Source organism: Dyadobacter sp. HNCC25DJ185 (assembly GCF_056895195.1).
Genome location: NZ_JBXHAR010000001.1, coordinates 604,828 through 629,921 on the forward strand (window position 1 = coordinate 604,828; position 25,094 = coordinate 629,921).

At 45.2% G+C, this 25,094-nt stretch carries 24 protein-coding genes; 15 read left to right on the plus strand and 9 right to left on the minus strand.

Annotation, left to right across the window (positions count from 1 at the left end; all coding sequences use genetic code 11):
* Positions 1-15: 15 nt before the first annotated feature.
* On the minus strand, positions 16-561 hold the full coding sequence (locus tag AC1XUF_RS02415; protein WP_483340054.1) for a DUF1599 domain-containing protein: 546 nt from the start codon (positions 559-561) through the stop codon (positions 16-18).
* 80 nt (positions 562-641) lie between these two features.
* On the opposite strand from AC1XUF_RS02415, the gene folP reads away from it, so the two are divergent.
* From folP to AC1XUF_RS02440, 5 genes are all read left to right on the plus strand, one after another.
* The gene (gene folP, locus AC1XUF_RS02420; RefSeq protein WP_483340055.1) at positions 642-1,493 is read left to right on the plus strand and encodes a dihydropteroate synthase; all 852 of its coding nucleotides are present in this window, start codon (positions 642-644) and stop codon (positions 1,491-1,493) included.
* Between the two features lie 37 nt (positions 1,494-1,530).
* Positions 1,531-2,334, plus strand: a complete 804-nt coding sequence (gene cdaA / locus AC1XUF_RS02425) for a diadenylate cyclase CdaA (protein ID WP_483340056.1) — start codon at positions 1,531-1,533, stop codon at positions 2,332-2,334.
* 96 nt (positions 2,335-2,430) lie between these two features.
* On the plus strand, positions 2,431-2,691 hold the full coding sequence (gene rpsT, locus AC1XUF_RS02430; RefSeq protein ID WP_483340057.1) for a 30S ribosomal protein S20: 261 nt from the start codon (positions 2,431-2,433) through the stop codon (positions 2,689-2,691).
* A gap of 167 nt (positions 2,692-2,858) precedes the next feature.
* Positions 2,859-4,133 (plus strand): lactonase family protein, encoded by a 1,275-nt coding sequence (locus tag AC1XUF_RS02435; RefSeq protein WP_483340058.1) that lies wholly within the window; start codon positions 2,859-2,861, stop codon positions 4,131-4,133.
* Positions 4,134-4,269: 136 nt separating this feature from the next.
* A complete protein-coding gene (locus AC1XUF_RS02440) occupies positions 4,270-5,883 on the plus strand; it encodes an ABC-F family ATP-binding cassette domain-containing protein (protein WP_483340059.1) in 1,614 nt (537 codons plus the stop codon).
* A 51-nt stretch (positions 5,884-5,934) separates the two neighbouring features.
* Here the strand turns inward: AC1XUF_RS02440 and AC1XUF_RS02445 are convergent, their stop codons facing one another.
* Together AC1XUF_RS02445 and AC1XUF_RS02450 are read right to left on the minus strand one after the other, a co-directional pair.
* Complete coding sequence (locus AC1XUF_RS02445) at positions 5,935-6,570, minus strand: gluconate 2-dehydrogenase subunit 3 family protein (protein ID WP_483340060.1); 636 nt, start codon at positions 6,568-6,570, stop codon at positions 5,935-5,937.
* A 30-nt stretch (positions 6,571-6,600) separates the two neighbouring features.
* On the minus strand, positions 6,601-8,340 hold the full coding sequence (locus AC1XUF_RS02450; protein WP_483340061.1) for a GMC oxidoreductase: 1,740 nt from the start codon (positions 8,338-8,340) through the stop codon (positions 6,601-6,603).
* A 171-nt stretch (positions 8,341-8,511) separates the two neighbouring features.
* On the opposite strand from AC1XUF_RS02450, the gene AC1XUF_RS02455 reads away from it, so the two are divergent.
* Positions 8,512-9,477, plus strand: coding sequence for an L-threonylcarbamoyladenylate synthase (locus AC1XUF_RS02455; protein ID WP_483340062.1), 966 nt, complete (start codon positions 8,512-8,514; stop codon positions 9,475-9,477).
* A 20-nt stretch (positions 9,478-9,497) separates the two neighbouring features.
* Here the strand turns inward: AC1XUF_RS02455 and AC1XUF_RS02460 are convergent, their stop codons facing one another.
* On the minus strand, positions 9,498-10,925 hold the full coding sequence (locus AC1XUF_RS02460) for an ATP-dependent DNA helicase (protein ID WP_483340063.1): 1,428 nt from the start codon (positions 10,923-10,925) through the stop codon (positions 9,498-9,500).
* 141 nt (positions 10,926-11,066) lie between these two features.
* On the opposite strand from AC1XUF_RS02460, the gene AC1XUF_RS02465 reads away from it, so the two are divergent.
* The 4 genes from AC1XUF_RS02465 (at position 11,067) to coaD (ending at position 13,566) form a co-directional block, all read left to right on the plus strand.
* The gene (locus tag AC1XUF_RS02465; protein WP_483340064.1) at positions 11,067-11,507 is read left to right on the plus strand and encodes a CBS domain-containing protein; all 441 of its coding nucleotides are present in this window, start codon (positions 11,067-11,069) and stop codon (positions 11,505-11,507) included.
* 129 nt (positions 11,508-11,636) lie between these two features.
* Complete coding sequence (locus AC1XUF_RS02470; protein WP_483340065.1) at positions 11,637-12,146, plus strand: NUDIX domain-containing protein; 510 nt, start codon at positions 11,637-11,639, stop codon at positions 12,144-12,146.
* Between the two features lie 20 nt (positions 12,147-12,166).
* Positions 12,167-13,072, plus strand: a complete 906-nt coding sequence (locus AC1XUF_RS02475) for a DUF3822 family protein (protein WP_483340066.1) — start codon at positions 12,167-12,169, stop codon at positions 13,070-13,072.
* Between the two features lie 11 nt (positions 13,073-13,083).
* Entirely contained in the window at positions 13,084-13,566 is a 483-nt protein-coding gene (gene coaD / locus AC1XUF_RS02480) for a pantetheine-phosphate adenylyltransferase (RefSeq protein ID WP_483340067.1), read from the plus strand.
* 1 nt (position 13,567) lies between these two features.
* On the opposite strand, the gene AC1XUF_RS02485 is transcribed toward coaD, so the two are convergent.
* A complete protein-coding gene (locus AC1XUF_RS02485) occupies positions 13,568-14,254 on the minus strand; it encodes an NUDIX hydrolase (protein ID WP_483340068.1) in 687 nt (228 codons plus the stop codon).
* A 101-nt stretch (positions 14,255-14,355) separates the two neighbouring features.
* Here AC1XUF_RS02485 and AC1XUF_RS02490 point away from each other — a divergent pair, with 101 nt between their 5' ends.
* Together AC1XUF_RS02490 and pyrE are read left to right on the plus strand one after the other, a co-directional pair.
* Positions 14,356-15,660, plus strand: a complete 1,305-nt coding sequence (locus tag AC1XUF_RS02490) for a hemolysin family protein (protein WP_483340069.1) — start codon at positions 14,356-14,358, stop codon at positions 15,658-15,660.
* 2 nt (positions 15,661-15,662) lie between these two features.
* Positions 15,663-16,304, plus strand: a complete 642-nt coding sequence (gene pyrE / locus AC1XUF_RS02495) for an orotate phosphoribosyltransferase (protein WP_483340070.1) — start codon at positions 15,663-15,665, stop codon at positions 16,302-16,304.
* Between the two features lie 40 nt (positions 16,305-16,344).
* On the opposite strand, the gene AC1XUF_RS02500 is transcribed toward pyrE, so the two are convergent.
* Positions 16,345-17,367: an aldo/keto reductase gene (locus AC1XUF_RS02500; RefSeq protein WP_483340071.1), complete on the minus strand. Its 1,023-nt coding sequence runs from the start codon at positions 17,365-17,367 to the stop codon at positions 16,345-16,347.
* A gap of 141 nt (positions 17,368-17,508) precedes the next feature.
* On the opposite strand from AC1XUF_RS02500, the gene ppk1 reads away from it, so the two are divergent.
* On the plus strand, positions 17,509-19,605 hold the full coding sequence (gene ppk1, locus AC1XUF_RS02505; RefSeq protein WP_483340072.1) for a polyphosphate kinase 1: 2,097 nt from the start codon (positions 17,509-17,511) through the stop codon (positions 19,603-19,605).
* A 204-nt stretch (positions 19,606-19,809) separates the two neighbouring features.
* Complete coding sequence (locus AC1XUF_RS02510; protein ID WP_483340073.1) at positions 19,810-20,403, plus strand: TetR/AcrR family transcriptional regulator; 594 nt, start codon at positions 19,810-19,812, stop codon at positions 20,401-20,403.
* Here AC1XUF_RS02510 and epsC read toward each other — a convergent pair.
* Complete coding sequence (gene epsC, locus AC1XUF_RS02515) at positions 20,396-21,232, minus strand: serine O-acetyltransferase EpsC (RefSeq protein ID WP_483340074.1); 837 nt, start codon at positions 21,230-21,232, stop codon at positions 20,396-20,398. The genes AC1XUF_RS02510 and epsC overlap by 8 nt on opposite strands.
* A gap of 194 nt (positions 21,233-21,426) precedes the next feature.
* On the opposite strand from epsC, the gene AC1XUF_RS02520 reads away from it, so the two are divergent.
* A complete protein-coding gene (locus tag AC1XUF_RS02520; RefSeq protein WP_483340075.1) occupies positions 21,427-22,341 on the plus strand; it encodes an alpha/beta fold hydrolase in 915 nt (304 codons plus the stop codon).
* A gap of 414 nt (positions 22,342-22,755) precedes the next feature.
* Here AC1XUF_RS02520 and AC1XUF_RS02525 read toward each other — a convergent pair whose 3' ends face one another.
* Together AC1XUF_RS02525 and AC1XUF_RS02530 are read right to left on the minus strand one after the other, a co-directional pair.
* Positions 22,756-23,865, minus strand: coding sequence for a T9SS type A sorting domain-containing protein (locus AC1XUF_RS02525; RefSeq protein ID WP_483340076.1), 1,110 nt, complete (start codon positions 23,863-23,865; stop codon positions 22,756-22,758).
* 131 nt (positions 23,866-23,996) lie between these two features.
* Positions 23,997-25,058 carry an isoaspartyl peptidase/L-asparaginase family protein gene (locus AC1XUF_RS02530; protein WP_483340077.1) on the minus strand — a complete coding sequence of 354 codons (1,062 nt, stop codon included), beginning with the start codon at positions 25,056-25,058 and terminating at the stop codon, positions 23,997-23,999.
* Positions 25,059-25,094: the final 36 nt, after the last annotated feature.

Genomic DNA, 25,094 nt, shown 5'->3' on the forward strand with positions numbered 1-25,094 from the left:
CAGCGAGGGTTTTAGTCAATTGGTTTGCAGAGCGTTGGATTTGATAAGGCAAAAAACAGAATAATTAATTATGTCCTGGTATCCAGCCTTCACTCCTTCTGAAACCAGTGTAAGGCCCCTGTTATCCTCAATCTGTTTGATACGCAGCAACTTCATGAGTATGATATCTGTCATTGAACTGACCCTCATGTCACGCCAGGCTTCGCCGTAATCATGGTTTTTATTAAACAAAAGCTCTTTCACTTCGTTCACCTGGATGTTATAAAGTTTGGGCAGGTCGTTATCGTCTATTCCTGCGTTACCTTCTGTGGCACTTATTTGTATAAGTGCCATCACACAATAGTTGATAATTCCGATAAATTCTGATGATATGTCCTCGTTTACCCTTTGTACTCCCTTTTCCTGAATGGTGCGAATGCGCTGGGCCTTGATAAAAATCTGATCGGTAATGGAGGGAAGCCGGAGAATACGCCAGGATGTTCCGTAGTCCTCATTTTTTTTGGTAAAAAGATCTTGGCAATACTGAATGATTTCCTGATATTCCGATTCTGTGGATTTCACCGTTTAATAAAAGTTTATTGCTTCCAGAGTAATGAAGACAAGATTATTGACATTTTCAGTCGTGCAAATTGACTAAATCGATGGCGCAAGTTAACAAAAAAACGCTCAACATCCGGGGCCGGCTACTCGATCTGTCAGCCCCTGTTGTGATGGGAATTCTAAATGTTACCCCGGATTCCTTTTATTCAGGTAGCAGGGTTAAGTCTGACCAGGAGGTGGCAGACAGGGCCGGGATCATGTTGGATGAGGGTGCAACGATCATTGATATCGGCGGTTATTCAACACGGCCAGGGGCGGAAGATATTGAGGTAGAGGAAGAATCGGAAAGGGTAGAGTCGGCTATTGGTCCACTCACTAAATATTTCCCCGATATTATTATTTCTGTGGATACATTCCGTTCGCAAGTTGCAAAGCGGGCAATCAAAAAAGGGGCATCGATTATCAATGATGTATCAGGTGGTACGCTCGATGGTAATATGTACGGGGTCGCCGCAGAACTAAGGGTGCCGTACATTCTAATGCACATGCGAGGCAAGCCGCAAACCATGAATCAACTGACAGGATATGATCATCTGATTGCTGATATCCTGAAAGATTTGCGCGAAAAAATTTTAGCATTGAGCGTTCTGGGAGTATCTGATCTGATCATCGACCCAGGATTTGGATTTGCAAAAACAATTGAACAAAATTTCGATTTGATGCGGTCGTTGTCCCAATTTAAGCTATTGGGTTATCCGGTGTTGGCTGGCATATCCAGGAAAGCGACAATTTATAAAACGCTTAACATTACCTCCGGTGAAGCATTGAATGGAACGACTGTGATGAATACCCTGGCATTACAGCAGGGGGCCAACATCCTGAGGGTTCATGATGTGAAGCCTGCCATAGAAGCCATAAAACTATGGATGGCGGCTGGCAGTTGTATGAATTAATATAGTAATTTAGTCGCGAAATAATATTGATTTTCTTATGCGTGTGGGTTTCCTGAACATCAATTGGGCTGACGTCCTGGATGTTTTTTTAGTTTCAGTTCTTCTGTATCAGGTATATACACTTGTTCGGGGCAGCATCGCCAGCCGGGTTTTTCTCGGGTACTTATTTGTATACGTGTTTTATCTGGTGGTCAAAGGACTTGGATTAGGCCTTTTGACGGCGATCTTACAATATTTTATGGGAGTGGGCGCAGTAGCGCTGATTGTGATTTTTCAGCAGGAAATCCGGCGTTTTCTTCTGATTATAGGAAAATCGACGGTTTATACAAATAATGGTCTCCTAAAGAAAGTGATGGGAAGTTCGGCTTTGGACCTTAAAGTAAAAAACCTCAGAGAAATTGTAGATGCTAGCAAAACCATTGCCTCCAATTTCACAGGTGCTTTGATCGTCGTCAATAAACGGGATGACCTTACTAAATTTGTGGAGACCGGAGAGCTGCTGGATGCCCGCGTTTCGAAGCCATTGCTGGTATCTTTATTTAATCAATATAGCGAATTGCATGATGGTGCGGTTGTGATTGTAGACGGCGTTCTGAAGGCGGCCAGATGTGTGTTGCCAGTTGCCGACGGCGTGGATGTTCCATCCTCATTGGGTTTCAGGCACCGGGCAGCCATGGGCATGAGCGAAGCTACCGACGCAATTGTGATTGTGATTTCGGAGCAGACCGGTAAGATTTCCCTTGCTGTTGAAGGAGAATTACACAGCAATATTCCGTACAATGAGCTGGAAAGCCGTATCGAAGAATATTTGTCATCGGATGTTCAGAGAATGCGGAAATGAGGTTTATTAAATATATTTCAGGCTAAGTTTGGGTTTTCACCGAGCAATTTCTATTTTTGCAGACCGAAATGAAAAATAGAAAAATATTCATACAAAATGGCAAATCATAAATCAGCTTTAAAAAGAATCCGCGCGAACGAAACCAAACGTTTGCGTAACCGTTACCAGCACAAAACTACACGTTCATACATCAAGAAATTGCGTGAAACGACTGACAAGACAGTAGCAGTGGAAGTTTATAAAACTGTGTCTTCCATGTTGGATCGTTTGGCAAAGAAAAATATTATCCATAAGAAAAAAGCTTCTAACCAGAAATCGAAATTAGCCAAATTGGTGAATTCGCTGGCAGCGGCATAATTTTTCTACTAGGAGTTTTGGCCCCGTGAGCATTGCTTTCGGGGTTTTCTTTTTTTATTGTATATTGCCATTTATGTCTGAAACCTTGTACCGCACTTTCGCAGTACAAGGTTTCCTTTAATATTCAGTTCATTTTTCAAACCACCTAAAACTTAAAATTCTTTTCTATGAAAAAAGTTGCATTATTCGCTGGTTTGGCGGTCTTGGGATGCGTTTCTTCCTACGCCCAATCACCTATCATGTTCAATGCCCGCGGCCTCGTTGTTATTTCCGACGGCGATATGTCGTCTTCGGCACTTGTTGATGGGAAGCTATTAAGGGACAACACATCAAAAGATCAGCTTACCACTATCAAATTTCCTGTTGAAAGAGGCAGCAAAGGATTGGGGACCGCCTTGGTGTCCAATTCAGCACTGGGCTTCTCTAAAACTCTGGCCGTGCCTGTAAATGGTGGACTGGCTTATGTTTTGGAGAACCGTATTAAGCCGGAGGACGGTGTGGCTGAATATAAAGACATTCAAAAGGAATTCCCTGCAGGCGAGAAACTGTTTGTGGTTGACATCACAAACCTCGCCGCTCCAAAAGCCAAATTCGGTTTTCCGGTTGGAAAGAAACCCACTTCTATCGACGTAAACAAAAATGAATTGATCTTGTCGACCACAGAGACGGGTAAAGAATTGGTATTCATTGAGGCTGGCCCGGATGGTAAGCCTGCCCGCTTTCTGAATTTGCCTGCCGCACTGGATACCGCCAATAAGATCATAGACATTACCTGGCATCCTTCGGGCGATTTTATTGCTTTCACCCTGGATAAGTCGAACGAAGTGGGCTTGTACAAAGTAATCCGTGAAGCGGGGAAACTTAAAAATGTGGAAATGGTCGGCAAGCCGGTGAAAGTAGGGGCGGAGCCTGCTTTTGGGGAATTTTCAAATGACGGTAAGCATTATTTTGTATTGGATACAAAGGGTACCCAGGGAAAAGGGGCCGGTGACGGTGAAATATTGGTCGTTGATTTTTCAATGGATGGTTCGGCAGAACACAAAGTGGTAAGTCAGGTGCCAGTCGGCACGAACACCGGGTCTTTTGCCATCAGCCCGGATGGCTCTACCCTGGTGACCGTTAATGCGGCAAAAAGCGGTTCGCCATGGACCGAGCCAGGTGCCGGGTCAGGAGCGTCGCTATCTTTATATAAAATAGCGCCAACCGGTGCGTTGACCAAAGTTTCGGACTATCCTTTCGAAGGTATCTATCCTCAAAGTGTAGCTTTCGATAAAGATGGCTCGAATCTGGCGGTAGCGGTGTTTGAATATCTGGAATACGGTTTGGGAAATGGTGGGGTTGAATTCTGGACCGTCACAAAAGGAGAGGCGCCGACGCTAAAAAAACAAGGAGCAAAAATAAGTGTTGGAAAAGGCGCACATACATTGCGTGTTATTCCTTGATACTTTGAGGGACAATCAAGCAGCAAAGCAGGCCCACGTAAGGTCTGCTTTGCTGCTTTTAAGTTTAATCAGATATGCTAAATCAGCCCGATTTTTGTAATTTCGCGCTCTCATTCATTAATAATCAATTAGTAAGATGATTACGGTTCAGAACGTATCGCTGAGATACGGCAAAAGGGTATTATTCGACGAAGTAAATATAAAATTTGTCCCAGGGAATTGTTATGGTGTGATTGGTGCCAACGGCGCGGGGAAATCTACTTTTCTTAAAATACTTTCCGGGGAACTCGAGCCCCAAACTGGAAACGTCAGCATGAACCCTGGCGAGCGGATGACGTTTTTGAAGCAGGACCAGTTCGAATTCGATGCTTTTACTGTAATGGATACCGTTTTTCTTGGCCATGAACGCCTTTACAAGATCATGAAGGAGCGTGAAGCCATCTATGAAAAGGAGGACTTTACGGATGCAGACGGAGAAAGGGCAGCAGAGCTGGAAGCTGAATTTGCTGACCTGAATGGTTGGGAAGCAGAAACAGAAGCAGCACAATTGCTTAGTGGACTGGGCCTGACTGAGGATCAGCATTACACGGTGATGGGGGACCTTAATTCCAACGATAAAGTTCGCGTCTTGCTGGCGCAAGCGCTTTTTGGTAACCCCGATGTGCTTTTATTGGATGAACCTACTAATAACCTTGATGTAGAGACTGTATTATGGCTGGAAAATTTCCTGGCTGATTTCAAAAATACGGTCATCGTCGTTTCCCACGACAGACATTTCCTCGATGAAGTGTGTACGCATGTGGTAGATATCGATTTCAGCAAAGTTCAGATGTTTTCGGGTAACTATTCGTTCTGGTACCAATCCAGCCAGCTGGCACTGAAGCAACGGCAGGATGCCAACAGGAAGTCTGAAGACAAGCGCAAGGAATTGGAAGAATTTATCCGCCGGTTTAGTGCAAATGCTTCCAAATCCAAACAGGCAACCTCCCGCGCCAAACTTCTGGAGAAACTGACCATTGACGATATCAAGCCATCTTCCCGCAAGTACCCTTACATCGCCTTTAAATCCGACAGGGAAGTAGGTGACCAGCTGCTGCGCATAGAAGGGTTGGCCAAAACCGCTGAAGATGGTACCAAACTTTTTGATAACCTAAGCTTTAATATCAACAAAGGGGATAAAATTGCTTTCGTGAGCCGGAATGTCAATGCCATCAGCAGCTTCTTTGATATTATCAATGAGATTCAGAAACCTGACAAAGGTTCTTATACCTGGGGCGTGACGATTACAAAGTCTTATTTCCCCAAAGACCCTACACCATTTTTTGACGTTGACCTTAATCTGGTAGATTGGCTCAGGCAGTACTCCGAAGAGAAGGACGAAAGTTTTATTCGTGGATTTTTGGGCCGGATGCTTTTTTCCGGTGAAGAATCACTTAAGAAAGCGAAAGTCCTTTCGGGAGGGGAAAAAGTGCGTTGTATGCTATCCAGAACGATGTTATCGGGTGCTAATGCCCTGGTGCTCGACGACCCAACCAACCACCTCGACCTGGAATCGATCACCGCATTGAACAACGGGCTGATCGACTTTACGGGATGCTTATTGTTCTATTCCCATGATCACCAGTTTGTGCATACCATTGCAAACAGAATCATAGAGATCGGACCAAAAGGTATTTTGGACAAACTGATGAGTTACGATGAGTTCCTGACCGACGAGACTGTCAAACAGCAACGTCAGAAACTCTATTAAAACAAAAAACCGGCTCCCGTGCCGGTTTTTTGTTTTATAACTGGTTTTTATTCAATCATAACTTAATCCATATTGTTTTAATACGTCCGCAGGAACACCTTCCCATACGTTGGGCGTATTGCCCATATAGCCCAGATCGGCAATGCCGATTTTGGAGGTGTAAAAACCCGATGCGGTCAGGTTACGCATTAAATTAAAAAAAGCAACACCCTGGCTGTAAATGGGCTTGGCTTTTTCAGGATAAGCAATATCGTCAATGATCTGGATCTGCTGTGCCTTCGTTGCCAGCGTAAATATCTTACCGAACCTTTTATTGGATTCCCTGTCCAGCCACGTCAAACCGCCGCGAAGTGGCGTCTGATTTTGCGGCATGTCTTTGGCAATAAATTCGATAAAGTCGGGCACACCGGCCTGCGAGGCACTTCCTGATTTTTCGTCTGCCGGGATAATGATATCAACAAGCACTTTTACCGTGGCGAGTTCCGCCGCGGTAAAAAACTTCTCTTTCATCAATTTGGCATCACGAATAGCTTCCTCTTTTGTCCGTCCTCCCGGGATTTTAAGGGGAGTCTCTGGCGGCGACTGCATTTCAAGGTCCCGTTGTTCGGCCAGGGCAACCTGCGGGCTAAGCGCCGTAATGCCCAGAGAACTTAGGGTTAATGCTTTGAGTGAATCTCTACGTTTCATATAGTGATGATTTGAAACAATGTTCAAACGTTAAATATTCTTTTGTTTAACCTCATTAATTATGTACTCCGACGCTCTCATGGACAAGGCAAGAATCGTCCATGTAGGGTTTTTATCTGCCTGGGAAACAAATGACCCTCCGTCTACAACAAATACGTTCTTCGCGTCATGCGCTTGTGAGAACTTGTTGAGGGCAGAAGTTTTCGGATCGTCGCCCATCCGTACGGTGCCAACCTCGTGGATAATACGACCCGGAGCTGCAATACCATAATTGGTATCTGCGCCAGGTTTTACACCATTTGGAATGCCGCCTAAGGCATGAATGATTTCTTCGAAAGTATCATGCATGTGCTTGGCCTGTTTGATCTCGTAGTCAGACCATTTGTAATGGAAACGTAACACGGGGATGCCATACTTGTCGACCACGTTAGGGTCAATTTCCGCATAGTTATTGAAATCCGGCACAGCCTCGCCGCGACCGGCCATACCGATATTGGCACCATAAAAACGACGGTAATCTTCTTTCAGCGACGCACCATATCCACCGGCGGGTTTCGTAACCCCGGCCTTGGTTGGGTATTTGCCATTGAGATTTTCGATGCCAGAACCAAAACCGTAGCTTGGCATTCCCATTCCGCCACCGTATTCAATATGGTAACCACGTGGGAAATCAAGTTTTTTGTTATCCAGCCACCAAGGGGTATACACGTGCATACCGCCGACACCATCTTCATTATACCGTTTGCGGTCCATTAAATGCGGGAGGAAAGCCCCACGGGAAGCGCCTGTTGAGTCGTGCAGATAGTGACCCACCACCCCGCTCGAATTCGCCATTCCATTGGGATGACGTTCTGATTTCGAATTCAGCAAAAGTCTTGCCGATTCGGCAGCACTGGCTGCCAGTACAACAACTTTGCCTTTGATGGTATGTTCCGTCAGTTTCTCACGGTCAATATACGACACGCCGGTAGCGAGACCTGTCACCGGGTCGGCCACTACTTCACGGCACATCGCGTTGTTGATCAATGTGACGTTCCCCGTTTTGATTGCCGGGATACATAGTACCGAAGAAGCTGAGAAATCGGCATAAGCCTGGCATGCGCGGGAGCATTGGCTGCAATAAAAGCAAACACCGCGTTCGTTATTGATCGGTTTTGTCAAAATGGACAGCCTCGACGGGATAACCGGGATATTGGTTTTTTTACCGGCCTGTTTAATAAAGAGCTCATGCAAACGCGGTTTTGGAGGAGGAAGAAAAATACCATCAGGCTCATTGTCCATACCCTCGACCGTTCCGAACACGCCGATCAGCTTATCGACTTTATCATAATATGGTTTTACATCGTCGTAACCGATCGGCCAGTCGTCACCAAGGCCGTCGATGCTTTTTCTTTTGAAATCTTTGGGGCCGAAACGCAGGGAGATCCTTCCCCAGTGGTTGGTACGTCCACCGAGCATCCTAGATCTGAACCAGTCAAATTGCGTACCGTTTTTGCGGGTATAGGGTTCTCCTTCAATTTCCCAACCTCCCCATGCCGCATCAAAATCCCCAAATGGGCGATGATTGCCCGCGCCGCGTCTTGGCGACTCATAGGGCCACTTCAACTGTGTAATATATTTAGGATCAGCCGGATCAAAGTATCCGCCGGCTTCCAAAAGTGCAACCTTGGCACCCGCTTTCGCAAGTTGGTAAGCCGCCATTCCGCCTCCCGCTCCTGAGCCGACGATCACGACATCAAAAACGGCAGGTTGTTCTTTGATTTGAAACATATTTAAAGGGTTTTTGAGATGGTATTATTTGATCAATAAATATAAACAGGGATTGTGTAACCGGCGTCTTTGAAACCGACTTTCCAGGTTATTTAAAAACAATCTAAAAAAGAATATGCGTGATTTAATGTCCGCGAGCGTATTTTTGCATTTTATCATTTACAGACGGTTTTGGCTAAAATAGACTGCGATATCCATATTGCAAAAGAGTTTCTGATCAAGGGTGAACTGGTAGCTATACCGACGGAAACGGTTTATGGGCTAGCCGGAAATGCATTAAATGAAAAATCGGTGCTGTCTATTTTTGAGGTAAAGAACAGGCCCGCATTTGATCCGCTCATTATCCATACTGACTCCATCGAAAAGGTGATGCAGTATGTCTCTGAATTTCCCGAGAAAGCACAGAAATTGGCCGACAAATTTTGGCCTGGTCCGCTTACGCTGCTTTTGCCCAAAATACAAGTCATTCCGGACCTGGTTACGTCGGGATTGGATACCGTTGCCGTGAGAATTCCCAAGCATCCGCTTCTAATTGATTTACTGTGCCAGCTCGATTTCCCTTTGGCTGCGCCGAGCGCTAACCCATTCGGCTACATTAGCCCAACAAATGCAGGGCATGTCAATACACAGCTGGGCGACAAGATTCCTTATATACTGGACGGTGGCGAATGCGAAGTGGGCCTCGAGTCAACAATTGTAGGTTTCGAAAATCATGAAGCTACTATTTACAGGCTTGGCGGATTGGAAGTCGATCAGATTCGGCAAGTGATCGGCGAGGTCATTCTGATGCCACATTCTTCATCAGACCCCAAGGCACCAGGTATGCTGAAAAGCCATTATGCGCCGCGAAAGCCATTGTTTTTGAAGAGAACCGGTTCTATAGCGAGCCATCCGAGTGGAACTTCCGGATACCTTTTATTTGATAAGTATCTTGATCATATCGATAAAAAATACCAGCGGGTTTTAAGCCCTTCAGGTAATCTGCGGGAGGCTGCTCATAATCTGTTCTCGTATCTCCGAGAATTGGATAGCCTGCATATCGACGTGATCTACGCGGAATGGGTACCCATGACGGGCCTTGGCCTCGCGATTAATGACCGGCTTCAAAGGGCTTCCGTGTCGGAAGCGTCGCTATAATAGGTTGGCCACTCAATGGGTTATTTGAAGAAGTGAGGATGGAAATTCATCAGGAAAACTTCGTCGGTTGCGCGGGTGATTGCCGTATACAGCCATCTGATGAATTCTGTATTGATTTGTTCCTCAGGTAGATAGCCCTGATCGATGAAAACAGAGCTCCATTGGCCGCCTTGCGCTTTATGAACAGTTAAGGCATACGCAAACTTGACCTGCAATGCATTTAAAAACGGGTCTTTTCGAAGAGCCTCAATCCGCTCTTTTTTTGATTTGATATCAAGATAATCTTCTAAAACACTTTCGTATAATTTCTTGTTGTCCTCCGATGACATGGACGGAGAAGCCGAGTGGAGTGTGTCCAGGAAGATTTTCGCATCAAATTCCGGCTGTTTCTCATAATCGCTCAATCTCAGCGTCACATCTGCGAAACGGAAGCCGTGTATCTCCTGCGTCTTTCTGATTTTTAATAATTCAACGAAATCACCATTTGCAATAAAGCCTGCCGGCGAATCCTCGTCCAGAATATTGTAGTTGTTACGTACTACCATAAGCCTGTCGCCAGCGTCCAGCTCCTCTTCCGAGAAATGAATGATCCGACGGATGTACTCGTTGTACTGGACGGCCGATTTGTTGGAACGCGTCAGAATAATCGCATTTTCCTGTCCATATTTCTCATATGCATAGCGAAGGCCTTCTTCTAGTCTTTCGCCTGTCATTTTAAACACATCCCTATAGCTTCGCGTGGTGATTTGAACTTCAGGCTTCTCGGCCACGAGCTGGTTTCTGAGCAGGGTAGCATTGAACAAAATCCCGGATTGTTCATCCTGGCGCATGACTTCCCGCAATTCCTCCTGAAAAACTGACATGTAATAGGTCTTTTCAAGATATTCCCTATCCAGCGCGGGGCTGAGCTCTCTGCCCACGGGCGGTAACTGGGCGACATCCCCGACAAGCATGAGCTTGTTGCCAGGATTTTCAAAAACAAATTCGATGAGGTCATTGAGTAAGCTGCGACTTCCGAAATCGGCTTCGTCGGTGATCATCGAAGCCTCATCTACAATGAACAACGTATTGTCATGATAGTTTTTTTGTCTTTGAAATGTCAAAGTGCCTGAAAAAGAGTCGGCCGTTTGCTTGTAAATTTTCTTGTGTATGGTCAATGCAATTTTATCAGAATAACCAGACATCACCTTCGCTGCGCGCCCGGTTGGCGCGAGCAACACAGACCTGTAACCGAAATTGGGGAGGATTTTAATTAAGGTGCTGATAATGGTTGTCTTGCCCGTACCTGCATAACCTTTCAGAAGAAAGCAATCCCTATATCGTTCCAGCCCCTTTTCTTCGATTAGAAAATCATTTGCCTGTTCGAAAAACCGAAACTGGCCTTCTGTTGGTTTGAAAGGGAATTTTTTGCGAAGTAGTTGAGAAGGCAGAATTTTATCGGTATCCATGGTAACGAATCTAGCGTAACGAATACTAAAATCAAAACCAGGGCCTAAACACAAAAATATACTCAGAATTAATTGGACTTTTATGCGTCAATTCACTATATTAGGATTCATATATCTTACAACTCCCAACCTTTGACATCTATGCTGGTACAACATGTAATGGGCAATAAGCCTTTCAACGCGATTTGGTCCGTCACGCAGGACAACACAGTCTTTGAAGCCCTCGAGCTCATGGCTGAAAAAAATATAGGTGCGGTTCTGGTACTGGAAGATGACGAATTGATTGGCATCTTTTCCGAAAGGGATTATGCCCGCAAAGTGATCCTGCAGGGCAGAGGGTCTCGGGATACATTGATCAGAGAAGTGATGACCAGCAATGTCATCACTGTCGAAACGGACCAGAAAATTGAAGAATGTATGCAGATTATGTCAGATAAGCACATTCGTCACTTGCCGGTTAACCGTGAGGGCACCCTGGTTGGCATCATATCCATCAACGATATCGTTTCCGCTATTATTCATGAGCAGAAGGAGCATATCAGCACGCTTGAAAGCTATATCTCAGGAAGCCCTTATTTCTGAGACTGTTCATTTCCGCTGTTTTTCCCAGGGCTTGTGAGGCGATTTGAAACCTCACAGGCCCTTGCACTTTTAAGAGGTGCTTGCCAATTATGTCGGGATGGTTATCTTTGCCTCTTAAAAAATCCGTGCTTGCAAATTGTAAATGATGAAATAGGGAACTTGTACGGGGGTAGCTTACGCTTGCGCGTTTGCGGGATTTGCGTTGAAAACGACCGCATCCTCCTGGTCAATCATTCTCTTTATGGCAAGGACCGGTATTTCTGGAGCCCTCCGGGCGGCGGCGTTACTTTCGGCGAAACAGCAGTGGAGGCGTTGGAGCGGGAGTTTAAGGAAGAAACTGGACTGGAGGTAAAAGTCGGCAGATTGCTTTTCGTACATGAACATATCCATTCCCCTTTGCATGCGGTTGAAATGTTTTTTAATATAGATTCCTATGCAGGAACATTAACCAAAGGCAGGGACCCGGAGATTTCAGATGAAGGCCAGCTTATCGAAGAGGTCTGTTTCATGAAGTGGGAAGATATGGGCAGGTTCGGGAAAGACCAGCTTCACAGGATATTTTCACTAGCCAATTCCTTTCCGGACATTTTTAATATGGATCATTACATTTCGGCCCAAAAGTCGCAATTTGGTCAATAAAGCAATTTTAATTCTTAACTGTGGCAAATTCTGAGAATCACGTCATTGAAATCATCCCCACGTTGTTGGTTGGGGACAGTTCTTTTGACTCGGGCAGCATCCCATTTTGTACATTATGTATCGAGGTCGATGAGCGACGGATACGGCTGTGCATCGTCCGGGATGAAAACATGGAGTGTATCTGGCTGGAAGATTACGGATTTGAAACTGCGTTGGGTGCGGATGAGGTTTTTGAAAAACTGAAAAGGATTTTTGCCGGGCATATGCTTTGGTCCTCAGCCAATTGGAAAAACGTGAGGATCGCTGTCAACTCACATGCTTTCAGCCTTGTACCGGATCTTATTTTTGACAGCGAATCTACTCAGGATTATTTGTCTTTTGCGCTGGGAATGCCTGTGCCGAAAAATGAGAAAGTCCTTTTCCACGATTTGCCACTGATCCATGCCCATAATATTTTCAGTGTTCCGGAAATATGGTACGATTGGATCATCAATCATTTCGGTTCTTCAAGTATCACTTTTTACCACCTGACCGGCCCATTAATCATTGGCGCGCTGGTTAGCCACGTGGAGCACCAGGAACTTCGGATTGGTTCACTCTACTTTGAGAAAGACCATTTTACGTTGGTTGTAACCGAAAGCCAGCAACTGATCCTTTGTAACCGTTTCAGATACGGCCAGGTACAGGAGCTCGCATATATTATTCTTTTTACACTGAGTCAGCTGAACTTCTCACCTGAGGAGATGAAAATTCTTTGTTATGGGGAAATCACCCCTTCATCCGAACCCTATCAGGAGCTTTCAAGATTTTTTCCCAATTTGCAGGTAGGCAACAGACCAAGCACGCTGAAATACAGCAGTCAATGCGCCGAAGTACCTGGCCACCGCTATTTTGGCCTGTTCAATACATATCTTGTATCATCATAGCGTACCTATATATGACGCGCGTAGCATTATTTCCGGGGTCTTTTGATCCTTTTACCAAAGGGCATGAAGACATCGTGTTGAGAGGGCTGCGGCTTTTCGACCAAGTGGTCATCGGCATTGGCAACAACGCAACCAAAAGGCGGTATTTTCCTTTGAATGTGATGAAGGAAATGATTGAGAAAACATTTTCTGAGAAAAAGAATGTGAAAGTAATTACCTATGAAGACCTTACAGCCCACACTGCCAGGGAACTGGGCGCAACCTTCCTGCTGAGAGGCCTCCGGAATACCACCGACTTTGAATACGAGAATGGCATTTCACAGGTTAACAGGTACTTGTATGAAGAGATAGAGACGGTTTTCCTGATCACTTCGCCGAATCTAGCACCCATCAGTTCCAGTATTATCCGCGATCTGCATAGGTATGGACAAAGAGTCGACGACTTTCTGCCTTACTCTCTTTCAGAATTGGACAAGCTAAATCAGGAGATTTAAATCAGGATTCTTTGATATTGTGCAGCTTATTCAGGCTGTCGACGACATATCTGATAGAGCTATATGAATTGATAAGAAGCGATTTAGCTTCTGCCGGGGCATACCATTCCAGCTTTTCAATTTGTTCCTCAGCCTGTGGCTGCATTTTTGAATCATCCATACAATCAAAAAGATACCACTTGGTCCGTTTCAGAATGCGGTTGTTATTTAAGGTGTAGGTGTGCCAGGTAGTGCATATTTTCCCCCGTATCGCTGCTTTTACCCCGGTCTCCTCCTCGATTTCCCTGACAGCGGCAGCTTTGGAATTTTCTCCTTTGTCCAGCTTTCCCTTTGGAAGGTCCCACTTTTTGCGCCGGAACATGAAGAGCCATTTACCTTCTTTAACCACGATACCACCGGCAGCTTTGATTACCTTGTAATATCCTTTGATCTTAGCTTCAATTTCTGATTTCTCTTTTGTTGCCATCGTGATCGACAACATTTCTGTAGGTATTTGTTTTTCCAGAAGCTGAATTACCTGGAAAGCTGTAGTAACCGTCGAGTTGAGAAATAACGTATGCCCTTGAAGCATGCTCTTTTGCAGCTTTTCCAGTCTCAGATCGACAATATGATCGAAATGTGCCGTAGCTGCAGTGAGCTGATTGGTCCGTACAATTTTGAATGGACGGTCGTCAAAAAAAATGGTCATTTTTCAAATGGTACGTGAATCGATGCCAAAATTAAGTAAAGAGTTTAGTTTAGACAGAGATTATTATTGATAAATTTGTATTAGTATCAAATAAAAAGTTCTTGGAACTCCTGATCATTCTACTTCTTGTGCTTCTCAATGGTATTTTCTCCATGTCCGAGATTGCACTCGTTTCCTCCCGAAAATCGCGTCTTGAAGCAGCTGCAAAAAATGGAGATTCAAGTGCCAAGGCAGCATTAAATCTGGCCAACTCGCCGACAAGGTTTTTATCCACTGTACAGATTGGAATTACACTGATAGGGCTTTTGACAGGTATGTACAGTGGTGACAATATCACTGCTGATTTTGAACAATTGATTGCGAAAATTGCCATTCTGACGCCATATAGCCATTCTTTGGCTGTTGGGACTGTATTGGTTTTCATCACTTACCTGTCGCTGGTATTGGGAGAGTTGGTGCCCAAGCGGATTGGGATGGCAAACCCGGAAACGATTTCGAAAGTAATGGCAACGCCAATGAACCTGCTTTCCAAGATAACCGCACCTTTTATCAGCCTTTTGGGCTTTTCGAGTGATCTCATCATTAAGATACTGAATATCAGGCAAAGTGAGAATTCTGTTACCGAGGAAGAAATCAAGAGTTTAATCCAGGAAGGTACTTCAGGAGGTGTGTTTGAAGAAATTGAACAGGAGATCGTACACAATGTCTTTCAGCTCGGAGATCGCAAGGTTACCTCATTGATGACCAACCGTCAGGAGATTGTGTGGCTTGACCTGGAAGATTCTGTCGAAGAAAATAAATCCAAGATCTTTGACTCCAGGCATTCGATATATCCTGTATGCAGAGGAACTGTGGACGATGTGGTCGGCCTGGTGTATGTAAAAGACCTTATTGCAACAGATATAGAGGCGCAAATGGCCAATCTGAATGCAATAGTTCGTGACCCTGTGTACTTGCCCGAAAGCAACAGGGCCTACCAGGCGCTTGAAAAGTTCAAGGAACAGCGGGTCTATTTTGGGATTATCGTAGATGAATATGGTGGTCTTTTAGGCGTATTGACAATGCATGATATCATGGATGCATTGGTAGGGGACATTTCTGAGGATATCGAAGAAGCATCAGAAATTGTGAGGCGGGAAGATGGCAGCTACCTGGTCGACGCGCAACTACCTTTTGATGACTTTTCGCAATATTTTAGTATCAACATCCAGGATACCGAACGACGTGAACTGGTGGGTTTCAACACTTTGGGCGGATTTGTATTGCATATCCTCGAAAATATTCCAAAGGTGGGGGAACAGTTCAAATGGAAGAATTTTGAATTTGAGGTAGTCGATATGGACCGTAGCAGAATTGACAAATTATTAGTTACTAATCACAATAAAAAAGAAGAATCCGAAGCATAACGATGTTGAATAACCAGGATATTACCAAACGAATTGCGGAACTGCTCCTCGAAGCGCAGGCGATCAAACTAAGTCCCGATAAGCCTTTCCAATGGAGCTCCGGCTGGCTTTCACCGATTTACTGCGACAATAGGGTAGCCCTGTCATATCCTGATACCAGGACTTTTATCAAGAAGGCGCTTGCCGACCTCATCAAAAAGGAATACCCACATATCCAGGCAGTGGTGGGCGTGGCTACCGGTGGTATAGCCCAGGGGGCCCTGGTTGCCGACCTGCTCGAACTTCCATTCGCCTACGTAAGACCCGAGCCAAAGAAACACGGAATGGGTAACCAGATCGAGGGCCGTCTCGAAAAAGGACAATCGGTGATCATCCTGGAAGATCTGATTTCGACCGGAGGGAGTTCCCTGAAAGTGGTCGACGTATTGCGCGAAGCAGGTGTAGAGGTGGCAGGAATGGTAGCGATTTTTACTTATGGATTTGAGGTCGCTGAGAATAATTTTAAGGCGAAAAATGTCAGGCTTAGTACAATCAGCAATTACAATGCATTGATTGAAACGGCATTGGAGCATCATTACGTAAGCGAATCACAGGTGGAAAGCCTGAGTGCATGGAGGCTTGCACCGGACGTTTGGGGCAAGTAAAATTTCGGCGGTCGGTTCACTGAGCACCGACCGCCGAAATTCAATTTCTGTGATTATCCAATTTTTCGAATAGCCCACCGAAGGCTTCCTCCTTCACGCCGTCGGATTTCAGAAATTCATGGGGAAAGCCAAGCTCGATCTGGCTCACAGCGTTCAGCTTGTCCATGGCTTCCTGAGGGATTTTGAAATTAAGACAGCCAAGAGAATCCAACAATTGCTTTTCCTTGGACGCCCCGATGATTGGTATCATCACCTGGTCGCGATGCCGTGTCCAGTTGATGGCAACCTGGGCAGGCGTTACACCCAGATCGCTGGCGACATCCACCACAGTTTGTGCAATAATGCTACTGTGCTCATTTCTTCGGATGCTGTTTTCGGGCACACGGCCTTTTTCTCCCCTCAGATATTTTCCAGTCAGTGCACCTCCTCCGATTGCACCCCATGGGGTAACGGCCAGATCAAGGGCTTTGGCCATCGGTATCAAATCCCTTTCCGGTGTTCTTTGCAACAGCGAATATTCAAACTGAATGGCCGCAAAAGCATTCCAGCCTCTGAAATCAGCGATGGTATTTGCCTGGGAGACGATCCATGCCGGCGTATCAGAAATACCAACGTAGTGAACTAATCCTCTGGAAATCAGGTCGTCAAGCCCTCGCATTACCTCCTCCGCAGGTGTGGTATTATCCCACATATGAACCCAAAGCAGATCAATGTATTCGGTATTCAATCTTTTTAAACTGGATGTAACCGAACGCATCATATTCTTCCGATGGTTACCAGCAAAATTGAGATCATCATTACGGTCTTTCAGCGTGAATTTGGTGGCCAGCACCCAATGGTCACGATCACTTTCGATAAACTCCCCTACAAACTTTTCGGAAGAACCTTCTGTATACCGGTTGGCTGTGTCGATGAAATTTCCGCCTGCCCCGGCAAATGTTTCGAATATTTTAAAACTTTCATGTTTATCCGCCCCCCATCCCCATTCTTTTCCGAAGGTCATAGTACCGAGACAAACTTCGGATACCCTCAAACCTGACCGGCCCAATAATTGATAACGCATAGCAATGAAATTAAGATTTTGATTGCCAATATAACGTCGGACGGCAATCGCACAATGTTATTTTTTTGTGATGTAAAGTTATATTCTTACCCATCAAATGTATTTATATTGTAGCAAATTTCGAATCTTTTTCAACACGCTATGATCGATGTAGCCTATCCTTACTTTGATACAAATCTGAGTTGGCTGTCCAATAATTACAGATTATTGCTGGAAGCAAATGATGAAACGGTACCGGTGAGGGAGCGCCTGCGTTTTCTTGGGATCTACGCTTATCAGACAGAGGAATTCTTTCGAGTTCGAATTCCGAATCTTCTGGCAATGGGCGAGGTGAGCAACGATATTCGGACCAAGCTGAATATTTTTCCGGAATCTTTGCTGGAACACATTTACGAAACGGTTGAAAATCAGCTTACTGAGTTTAATGATATCCTGGTATCCGGTATTTTACCTTCTTTGCTGGAGCAAGGAGTTCATCTGTATTACCGAGAGCCCTTCGCCGCGGATCACTTGTCATTCGTCCGGAAATTCTTTGTCGATAAGCTGTTCCGCTATCTGCAGCCTGTTTTTCTGGACACAAGAAGAGTTTCCAAAACACCAGTTTTTGAGTCTAGGCAATTGTATCTTGCAGTAAGGCTACAACATCGCGAAGACTCGGAAGAAGACTGGTATGCCTCTGTAAACGTCCCTTTTGAGCCTTTCGGCAGATTTCTGGAGTTGCCTGACCTTGAAGGTAAGCGGCATGTTGCATTTATGGAAGATGTGATCCGGGAGAACCTGCCTTTGTTATTCCCCGGCTATACCATCCTGGAAAGTTATACCATACGGGTGGAACGTGAAACGGAACTTTCGATTGAGGACGATTATCCAATGCAGATTGCGCAGCGGATATTGAAGCAGTTGGAGAAAAGAAACTTTGTGCAGCCATTTCAATATTTTTATGAATCGGGGATGCCGCTTTATATGCGTGAATATCTTGGGAACAAGGTGGCTATTCCCATGCATGAGTTTCACGAGCGGGGTGACTACATCTTCATGCAGGACCTGGCAAGATTCCCGCAGGTAAGCAGAAAATTGGATTATCCTTATCAGCGGCCCATTCAAAATACTGGCTTCGACGAAAGTACTTCTGTATTTGACTCTATTCAGAAAGCAGACCAGTTGCTGCATTTGCCTTATCAGTCATACGAACCTATCGTCAGGTTTTTCAATGAAGCTGCCGTGGATCCGCATGTTAGGGAAATCCATGTTTCGTTGTATAAAATTAGCCCCAACTCATTTATTCTCAACTCGTTGATCAGCGCGTCAAGAAATGGGAAAAGGGTGACCACCTATGTAGAGCTGAATACCAAATTGGATGTCCAGGAGAACCTGCAATGGTCCAGAAAAATGCGGGATGCAGGCGTTAAGATTGTTCTGAGTTTACCAGGGCTGAAAGTGCATGCTAAGATGGCGCTGGTTAAAAGAAAAGTGCAGAAGGGGTGGGAGCGATACGCTTTTTTGGGAACTGGCGGTTTCTACCGGCTTACCAGCAGAGAAATCGTCGATCATGCCTTACTCACCAGCCATAGAGAACTTACCAACGAACTTGAACTCTTATTTGGGTATTTATCTACACAAGACGAACCGAAAAAATACAAGTACCTGCCATTTAACTTCTTGCAGGTTACTCAATTTAACCTTCAAAAAAGGTTGCTCGACCTGATAGACAGGGAAATCGCCAATTGTAATGCCGGATTAAAGTCATTTATAACGATTAAAATCAATCAGTTGCAAGATCACATTTTGATTGATAAATTATACCAGGCCGGGCAAGCCGGAGTCCCTGTACATGTAATTGTCAGTGAAAGCTGCGGCCTTATTTCGGGCCTGCCCTCGCTTAGCGACAACATCCTGGTAAGCCGTCATGTCGATCGCTATATTGAAAACACGAGGATTTTTCATTTTGGGAACCGAGGAAGTGATGAGATCTTTCTTACATCCTGCGACTGGACGCACCGTAACCTGCACCGCAGAATCGATATTTGCTTCCCCATACTCGACGAAAACCTGAAAAACCAGATGCGGCTTGTGCTCAGGAACTACGCAAACGACAACCAGAAATCGGTCAGATTAGATCTTTATCAGAATAATTTAAGGATCGCAGAAGATGCGAAGGGGAAAGTGAGAGCCCAGGAGTCAAATTACAGATTGGTGGAGAAGATAGAAAAAAGTGCACCTGCCCGTAAAAACGATTAGCCATTTTTTGGCTGGGAAAAAAGTTTTTTCGGAACAAAATTTTTGAATCTGTGCCTGTATATGACTGGTGCCATTTGTAGTACAGGAATAGTTGGACTTAGAAGACTTTTTACAAATTAGCGGTCGTATGTTCTTGAGACATAAGCACTATATCATTATATTTGGAAACATATCTACTGAATCAATCATAACATACATTGTAGCATGGGAATAGTTGAACGAAGAGAACGACTTAAAATCCAGGTACGTTCGGATATCGTTAAAACAGCCAAAGACATTGCCCGCGAGGACGGGTGGACGGCTGTCTCGATTCGCAAAATTGCTGAAGTGATTGAATATAGCCCGCCTATTATTTACGAATATTTCGATAGTAAAGACAAGCTTCTGGAAGCGATCCGAATAGAAGGTTTCGATTATCTTCAGGCAGAATTTGTTAAAATAAAAGGACATTTCAGCAATCCTCAGAAGCAACTGGTAGAGGTTGCTCAAAGCATATGGCATTTTGCGGTGGAGAATCCCGAGGTTTTCCAGGTCATGTTTAACCTCGACGGCGCCTATTGCGACTCCAAAAAGGCTTATTCCCAGGCCATGAGTATCAAAGGAAATCCGGTTTGGGAGATGATAGCAAGCCTTCGGCCTAAGTCGGGCGAGGCGGTTACTAAAACTTATTATGAATGGTGGTGCCTCACTTATGGCTTTGTGAGCATTACGATGACGACCCAGCCGCGTTATGCTTTTTCTCAGGCTGAGCCTGTTTACATGGAAGGTATCCGGAGGTTTATCCGGAGCATTATGTAACAGGTGTTGCGCCTGAGTGCTGGCGTATCTCTATTTTGCTTTGGTGATAAACCTGCGAAAATGGAGGTACGCTTCTCACCAGCCAGGCATTCCCTCCAATAATCGAGTCGTGACCAATCACGGTTTCACCCCCCAAAATCGTTGCATTGGCATATACCACCACATTATCTTCAATGGTTGGATGGCGTTTACGGGAAGCAAGGGATTTAGAAACGTGTGTTGCCCCCAGTGTTACCCCCTGATACAGTTTCACATTGTTTCCTATGTGCGTTGTTTCGCCAATCACTACGCCAGTCCCGTGATCAATAAAAAATGAATGTCCAATCACTGCGTTGGGGTGGATATCGATTCCCGTCTGACTGTGCGCAAACTCGGTTAACATACGTGGCAGGAGGGGAATCCCGCTCTTTGCAAATGAATGTGCAAATCGATAAGTGGCAATTGCCATGAATCCAGGGTAAACCGATATCACTTCCTCAATGCTAACAGATGCGGGGTCATTATCAGTAATTGATTTGGCGTCCATCAGTAATTCTTCGTAAATGGACGGGACCTGGGTAAAAATCTCGTCAAGTATCACCTCTTTGTCCCGCTTTATTTGTGGTAATAGTGGCTGTAGCATGCAACTGAGATCATTTCTGAGGACTGCATACTGCATGGCAAGATCTTTGGTAGGACAATTGGGACAATCCTGGCTTATCGGAAACAAGAAGTTGATCAGGTTCTGAATAAACTTCCCGGCATCCTGCCTGGAAGGAAGTTTATAACGATACATTTCGTTTTGCCCGGTCAGGCGTTGAAAAAACAGATCTTGGTGGTCAGCTGTCATGAAGAGTAGTGTTAGACTATAAAGTCAAATTGTAGCTAATGGTGTTTTTTAGAGGCAACAAAGAATCGATGGGAAAAATTTGGTTTGGGTACTTTCTTCGAAAAAACTACAAAAGTTTTACCTTTTTGCCTGATAAAATCGTATATTGAAATATACTGTGAATTTATAAAATAGAGTGACATTCTCTGAGATGTATGTTAAGTTTTAAGTTCGTCCGGTCCGCATTCCTGCTTTTGCTCCTTTCAGCCTCTCTGAGTTCCTGCTTCTCAAGATATATTATTTCCGCCAAGCAAGTAAGAAAGCATTATGCTGAAAGGAAAGTAAAACCAACCGAACAGATCATCAGGAATGACACGCTTTCGCTGTGTGTTGCCAGTACAGGCGCCGACACGCTCCCCATGCTGCTCCTCATACATGGTGCCCCGGGGTCGCTATGGGGTTACATGAATTTAATGGATGATGAAGACTTACAGAAGCAGTTTCACATTGTATCTGTCGACAGGGTAGGCTATGGCAAGTCGAGATTGAAAAAGAAAAGATTTGTTACTTCTATCGAAACACAGGCCAATGCATTGCTCCCCATTTTTGCGCTCAATAAAAGCGACGAAAAGGTAACGGTTCTGGGAAGGTCTTACGGGGCACCCATTGCTGCGAAGCTGGCGTCCATGGTTCCCGAGCAGGTGAAAGAACTGATTATGGTATCGCCGGTGATTGACCCCGACAAGGAGAAGTTCTACTGGTTCTCGAAATGGGGCAGGAATGCATTTATTCAGTTATTTCTGCCCGGAGAGTTCAACACCGCAACTGCGGAAAAGTACAGTCATTCCGACGAGCTGAAAAAGCTGATTCCAGTCTGGCACAACCTTGAAGTTCCGACAACGGTAATTCAAGGCGGCAATGACTGGATCGCTGACCCAACCAATATTGATTTTGCTAAAAAACACATTAAAAGTAAACGGGCCCAGTACATTTTTCTGTACAATGCGGGGCATATGATCACTTATACGCATTTAGCGATGATCAAGGAAATGCTTTTGAAAAACAGGCTCTTCCAGGATAAAATTTCGGCCCTGGACACCCATGTCAAGGGAGGTCAGTTGGGAAATTGAAAATGGGAGCAAAAGAAAACGGCTGGTCGCGAGATCAGCCGTTTCTCTATGATTATAATTAACCTATGGATGGTCTGCGAGGCGAATCTCCCGTAAAACCATACATTCATAAGACGACAAGTTCAGGTTTATACCATCACAACCGGGACACTATCAGCATGTTAATTTTTGAGAAGCCGAGCCGAAGGAATTGCTGGCTTTGATCAGACAAAATTCGCTTTGGCAGGTTACGAACATCAAACTCCTCGGCAATCATTTCCGGTGAACTGGTGGCAGTCTCTCGGATCACACGCCCATTAGGATCGATCAATGGCAACCTGATAACATTCCGTTTTTTGTTGTAGGCTTTTATCCTTACAAAGTCCCATCCCCTCAAACTCCTCATAGCAGGGCTCCGAAAGCTAGTTTCGTACGTCAGCGGATCAATTTCTGAGTTACCCTGTCGACCGCATTACTGGCTTTGATGATGTATATACCATTGGAAAGATTGCGCATATCAAACTGCTGCTGCACGGCTATTTCCGGGCTGCCACTAGAGGTTTCGCGAATAATCCGGCCACTCATATCGATCAGCTGGAGTGTGATCACCGCGCGGGTTTTACTATATGCTTTCACCGTCACAAAATCCTGGGTAGGAACGGGATAAGCTTCGATGGCCATCGATAATTCGGGCGATTCTACATCGGGAACGGATGTGATGGGGTTGCCGGTTTCGGCAGATTCGTATGGGGGAATTTCGACTGTCGGGCCGGGCTTGTCCGTCACCGTGATTGTTCCCTCGCGGTAACTTTCAGATATCTTGATACCGTCCCTCCACTCTTCGACAACCATTGCAAACGAGTAGCTGCCAACTATTTCCGGGGCCTTCCAAATCAACTTTTTAGAGGCATCGTCCACTTTAAAAGTGCCCGTACTGCTGATTTCATTAGGAAAAAGATAAGTATGGTCAGGCATTCTGACACCGCAAGTTCCCGGAGATCCCTTGCTAAGTCTATAGGCTCTAACTTTCACGCTGTCAGCATCTGCGACGGTTGGTTTCAGATCAACCGAAAATACCTGGCGCACACCTGCTTCAAAGGACAGGTAGGGCATTACCGGAGTTGAATTTCCGAACTGTGTCTCAACCACTGTCCATAAAAACATGGATGTCAGTGCTGAATTGGGTAAATTAAGTATGTTGGCGGAGCGGTTGTCTATCGCGGCAGAAATCTGAAATATTCCGGCGGACGCAAAAGTATACTGTGCATCATAGTCCGAAACGACTAAACCCTCACTGCCAGTAAGCGGCGTTAGGGAAGTCCTGGGTATATTCAGCGTATTGCCGTCACCCGTACAGACCGAGACTTCGGTCATTGCAGCAACTGCTGATTCTCCGTTTTTCTTGTCCAGATATAGCCGGACCTTGATATGATAAGTCTGCCCGGAAACGTAGGATGCCATAATCTCACCGCCTTTCAAATGGGTAGCAAGGCATAACTGTGGGAGAAGCGTTATCAACAGAAGGATTCTGTAAACTGATTTCATAGTATCGAAAAGGAAAGTCGTTGACCTGAGATCAGAACGTCCGGAGCATCAGAATTTGTATTAAGTAACCGGTCACAGATAGATAAAAAATGGAAATTTGCACGGTGACTTCTCATGTGACGAATAATCGCTCAGTCTTTATAAATCAACACCTCGCTTTTGCCGTCACTTTTGATGTAACCACGGTACATTCCTTCGCTGTTGAATGGCATGGCGATGTTGCCGTTTCTGTCCAAAGCGATTACGCCGCCTTCGCCTCCACGTTGCACCAGTTTTTTCATAACCACTTCATCGGAAGCGTCTTTTACAGTCAAGCCCTTGTATTCCATCAAGGCAGCAATGTCGTGTGCTACAACCGAACGAATGAAAAACTCACCATGTCCGGTGGCTGATACCGCGCAACTGGCATTGTTGGCATAAGTACCGGCGCCGATAATTGGGGCATCGCCAATGCGGCCATACCTTTTATTGGTCATCCCTCCGGTTGAAGTTCCTGCGGCCAGATTTCCAAACTGGTCCAATGCTACACAACCTACAGTACCGAATTTTTTACCCTCAGTAAAAATAGGGTCCTCGAGATTTAGCGCACCGGTTTTCGGGCCTTTTTTAACTTCCTTTTCTTGTTTTGCATCGTGATCCAGTTCTATCTTCTCCTCTTCTTTTGCTTTTTGCAGCGTTTTGTAACGGGCTTCTGTATAGAAGTAGGAGGGATCAACTATTTCAAGTCCCTGCTCTTTTGCGAACTTTTCAGCTCCTGGTCCGGCCATCATGACGTGCGGCGATTTTTCCATCACTGCAATAGCAGCACTGATCGGGTTCTTAATGTTGGTTACACCCGCAACCGCCCCGGCCTTCAAAGTATTTCCTTCCATGATCGCCGCATCCATTTCATTTTTCCCGTCGTGTGTAAAAACGGCGCCTTTTCCTGCATTGAAAAGCGGGGAATCCTCCATCACATGGATCGTCGCTTCCACCGCCTGTACACTTGTACCACCTCTTTTGAGCACTTCGTAACCCTTTTGTAAGGCCAGATTTAACGCCTCTTTGTAAGCTTTTTCCTTTTCCGGGGTCATGTTGGCCCGCGTAATGGTTCCGGCACCGCCATGAATGACCAAGGTGATTTTGCCGGGATCCTGGGCAATGGAGGCAGAGTGAAACAATGTGAACAACAGCAACAGGCAGACAATCTTCATCTTGGTAGGTTTTGAGTGACGGACCAAATCTAGAAA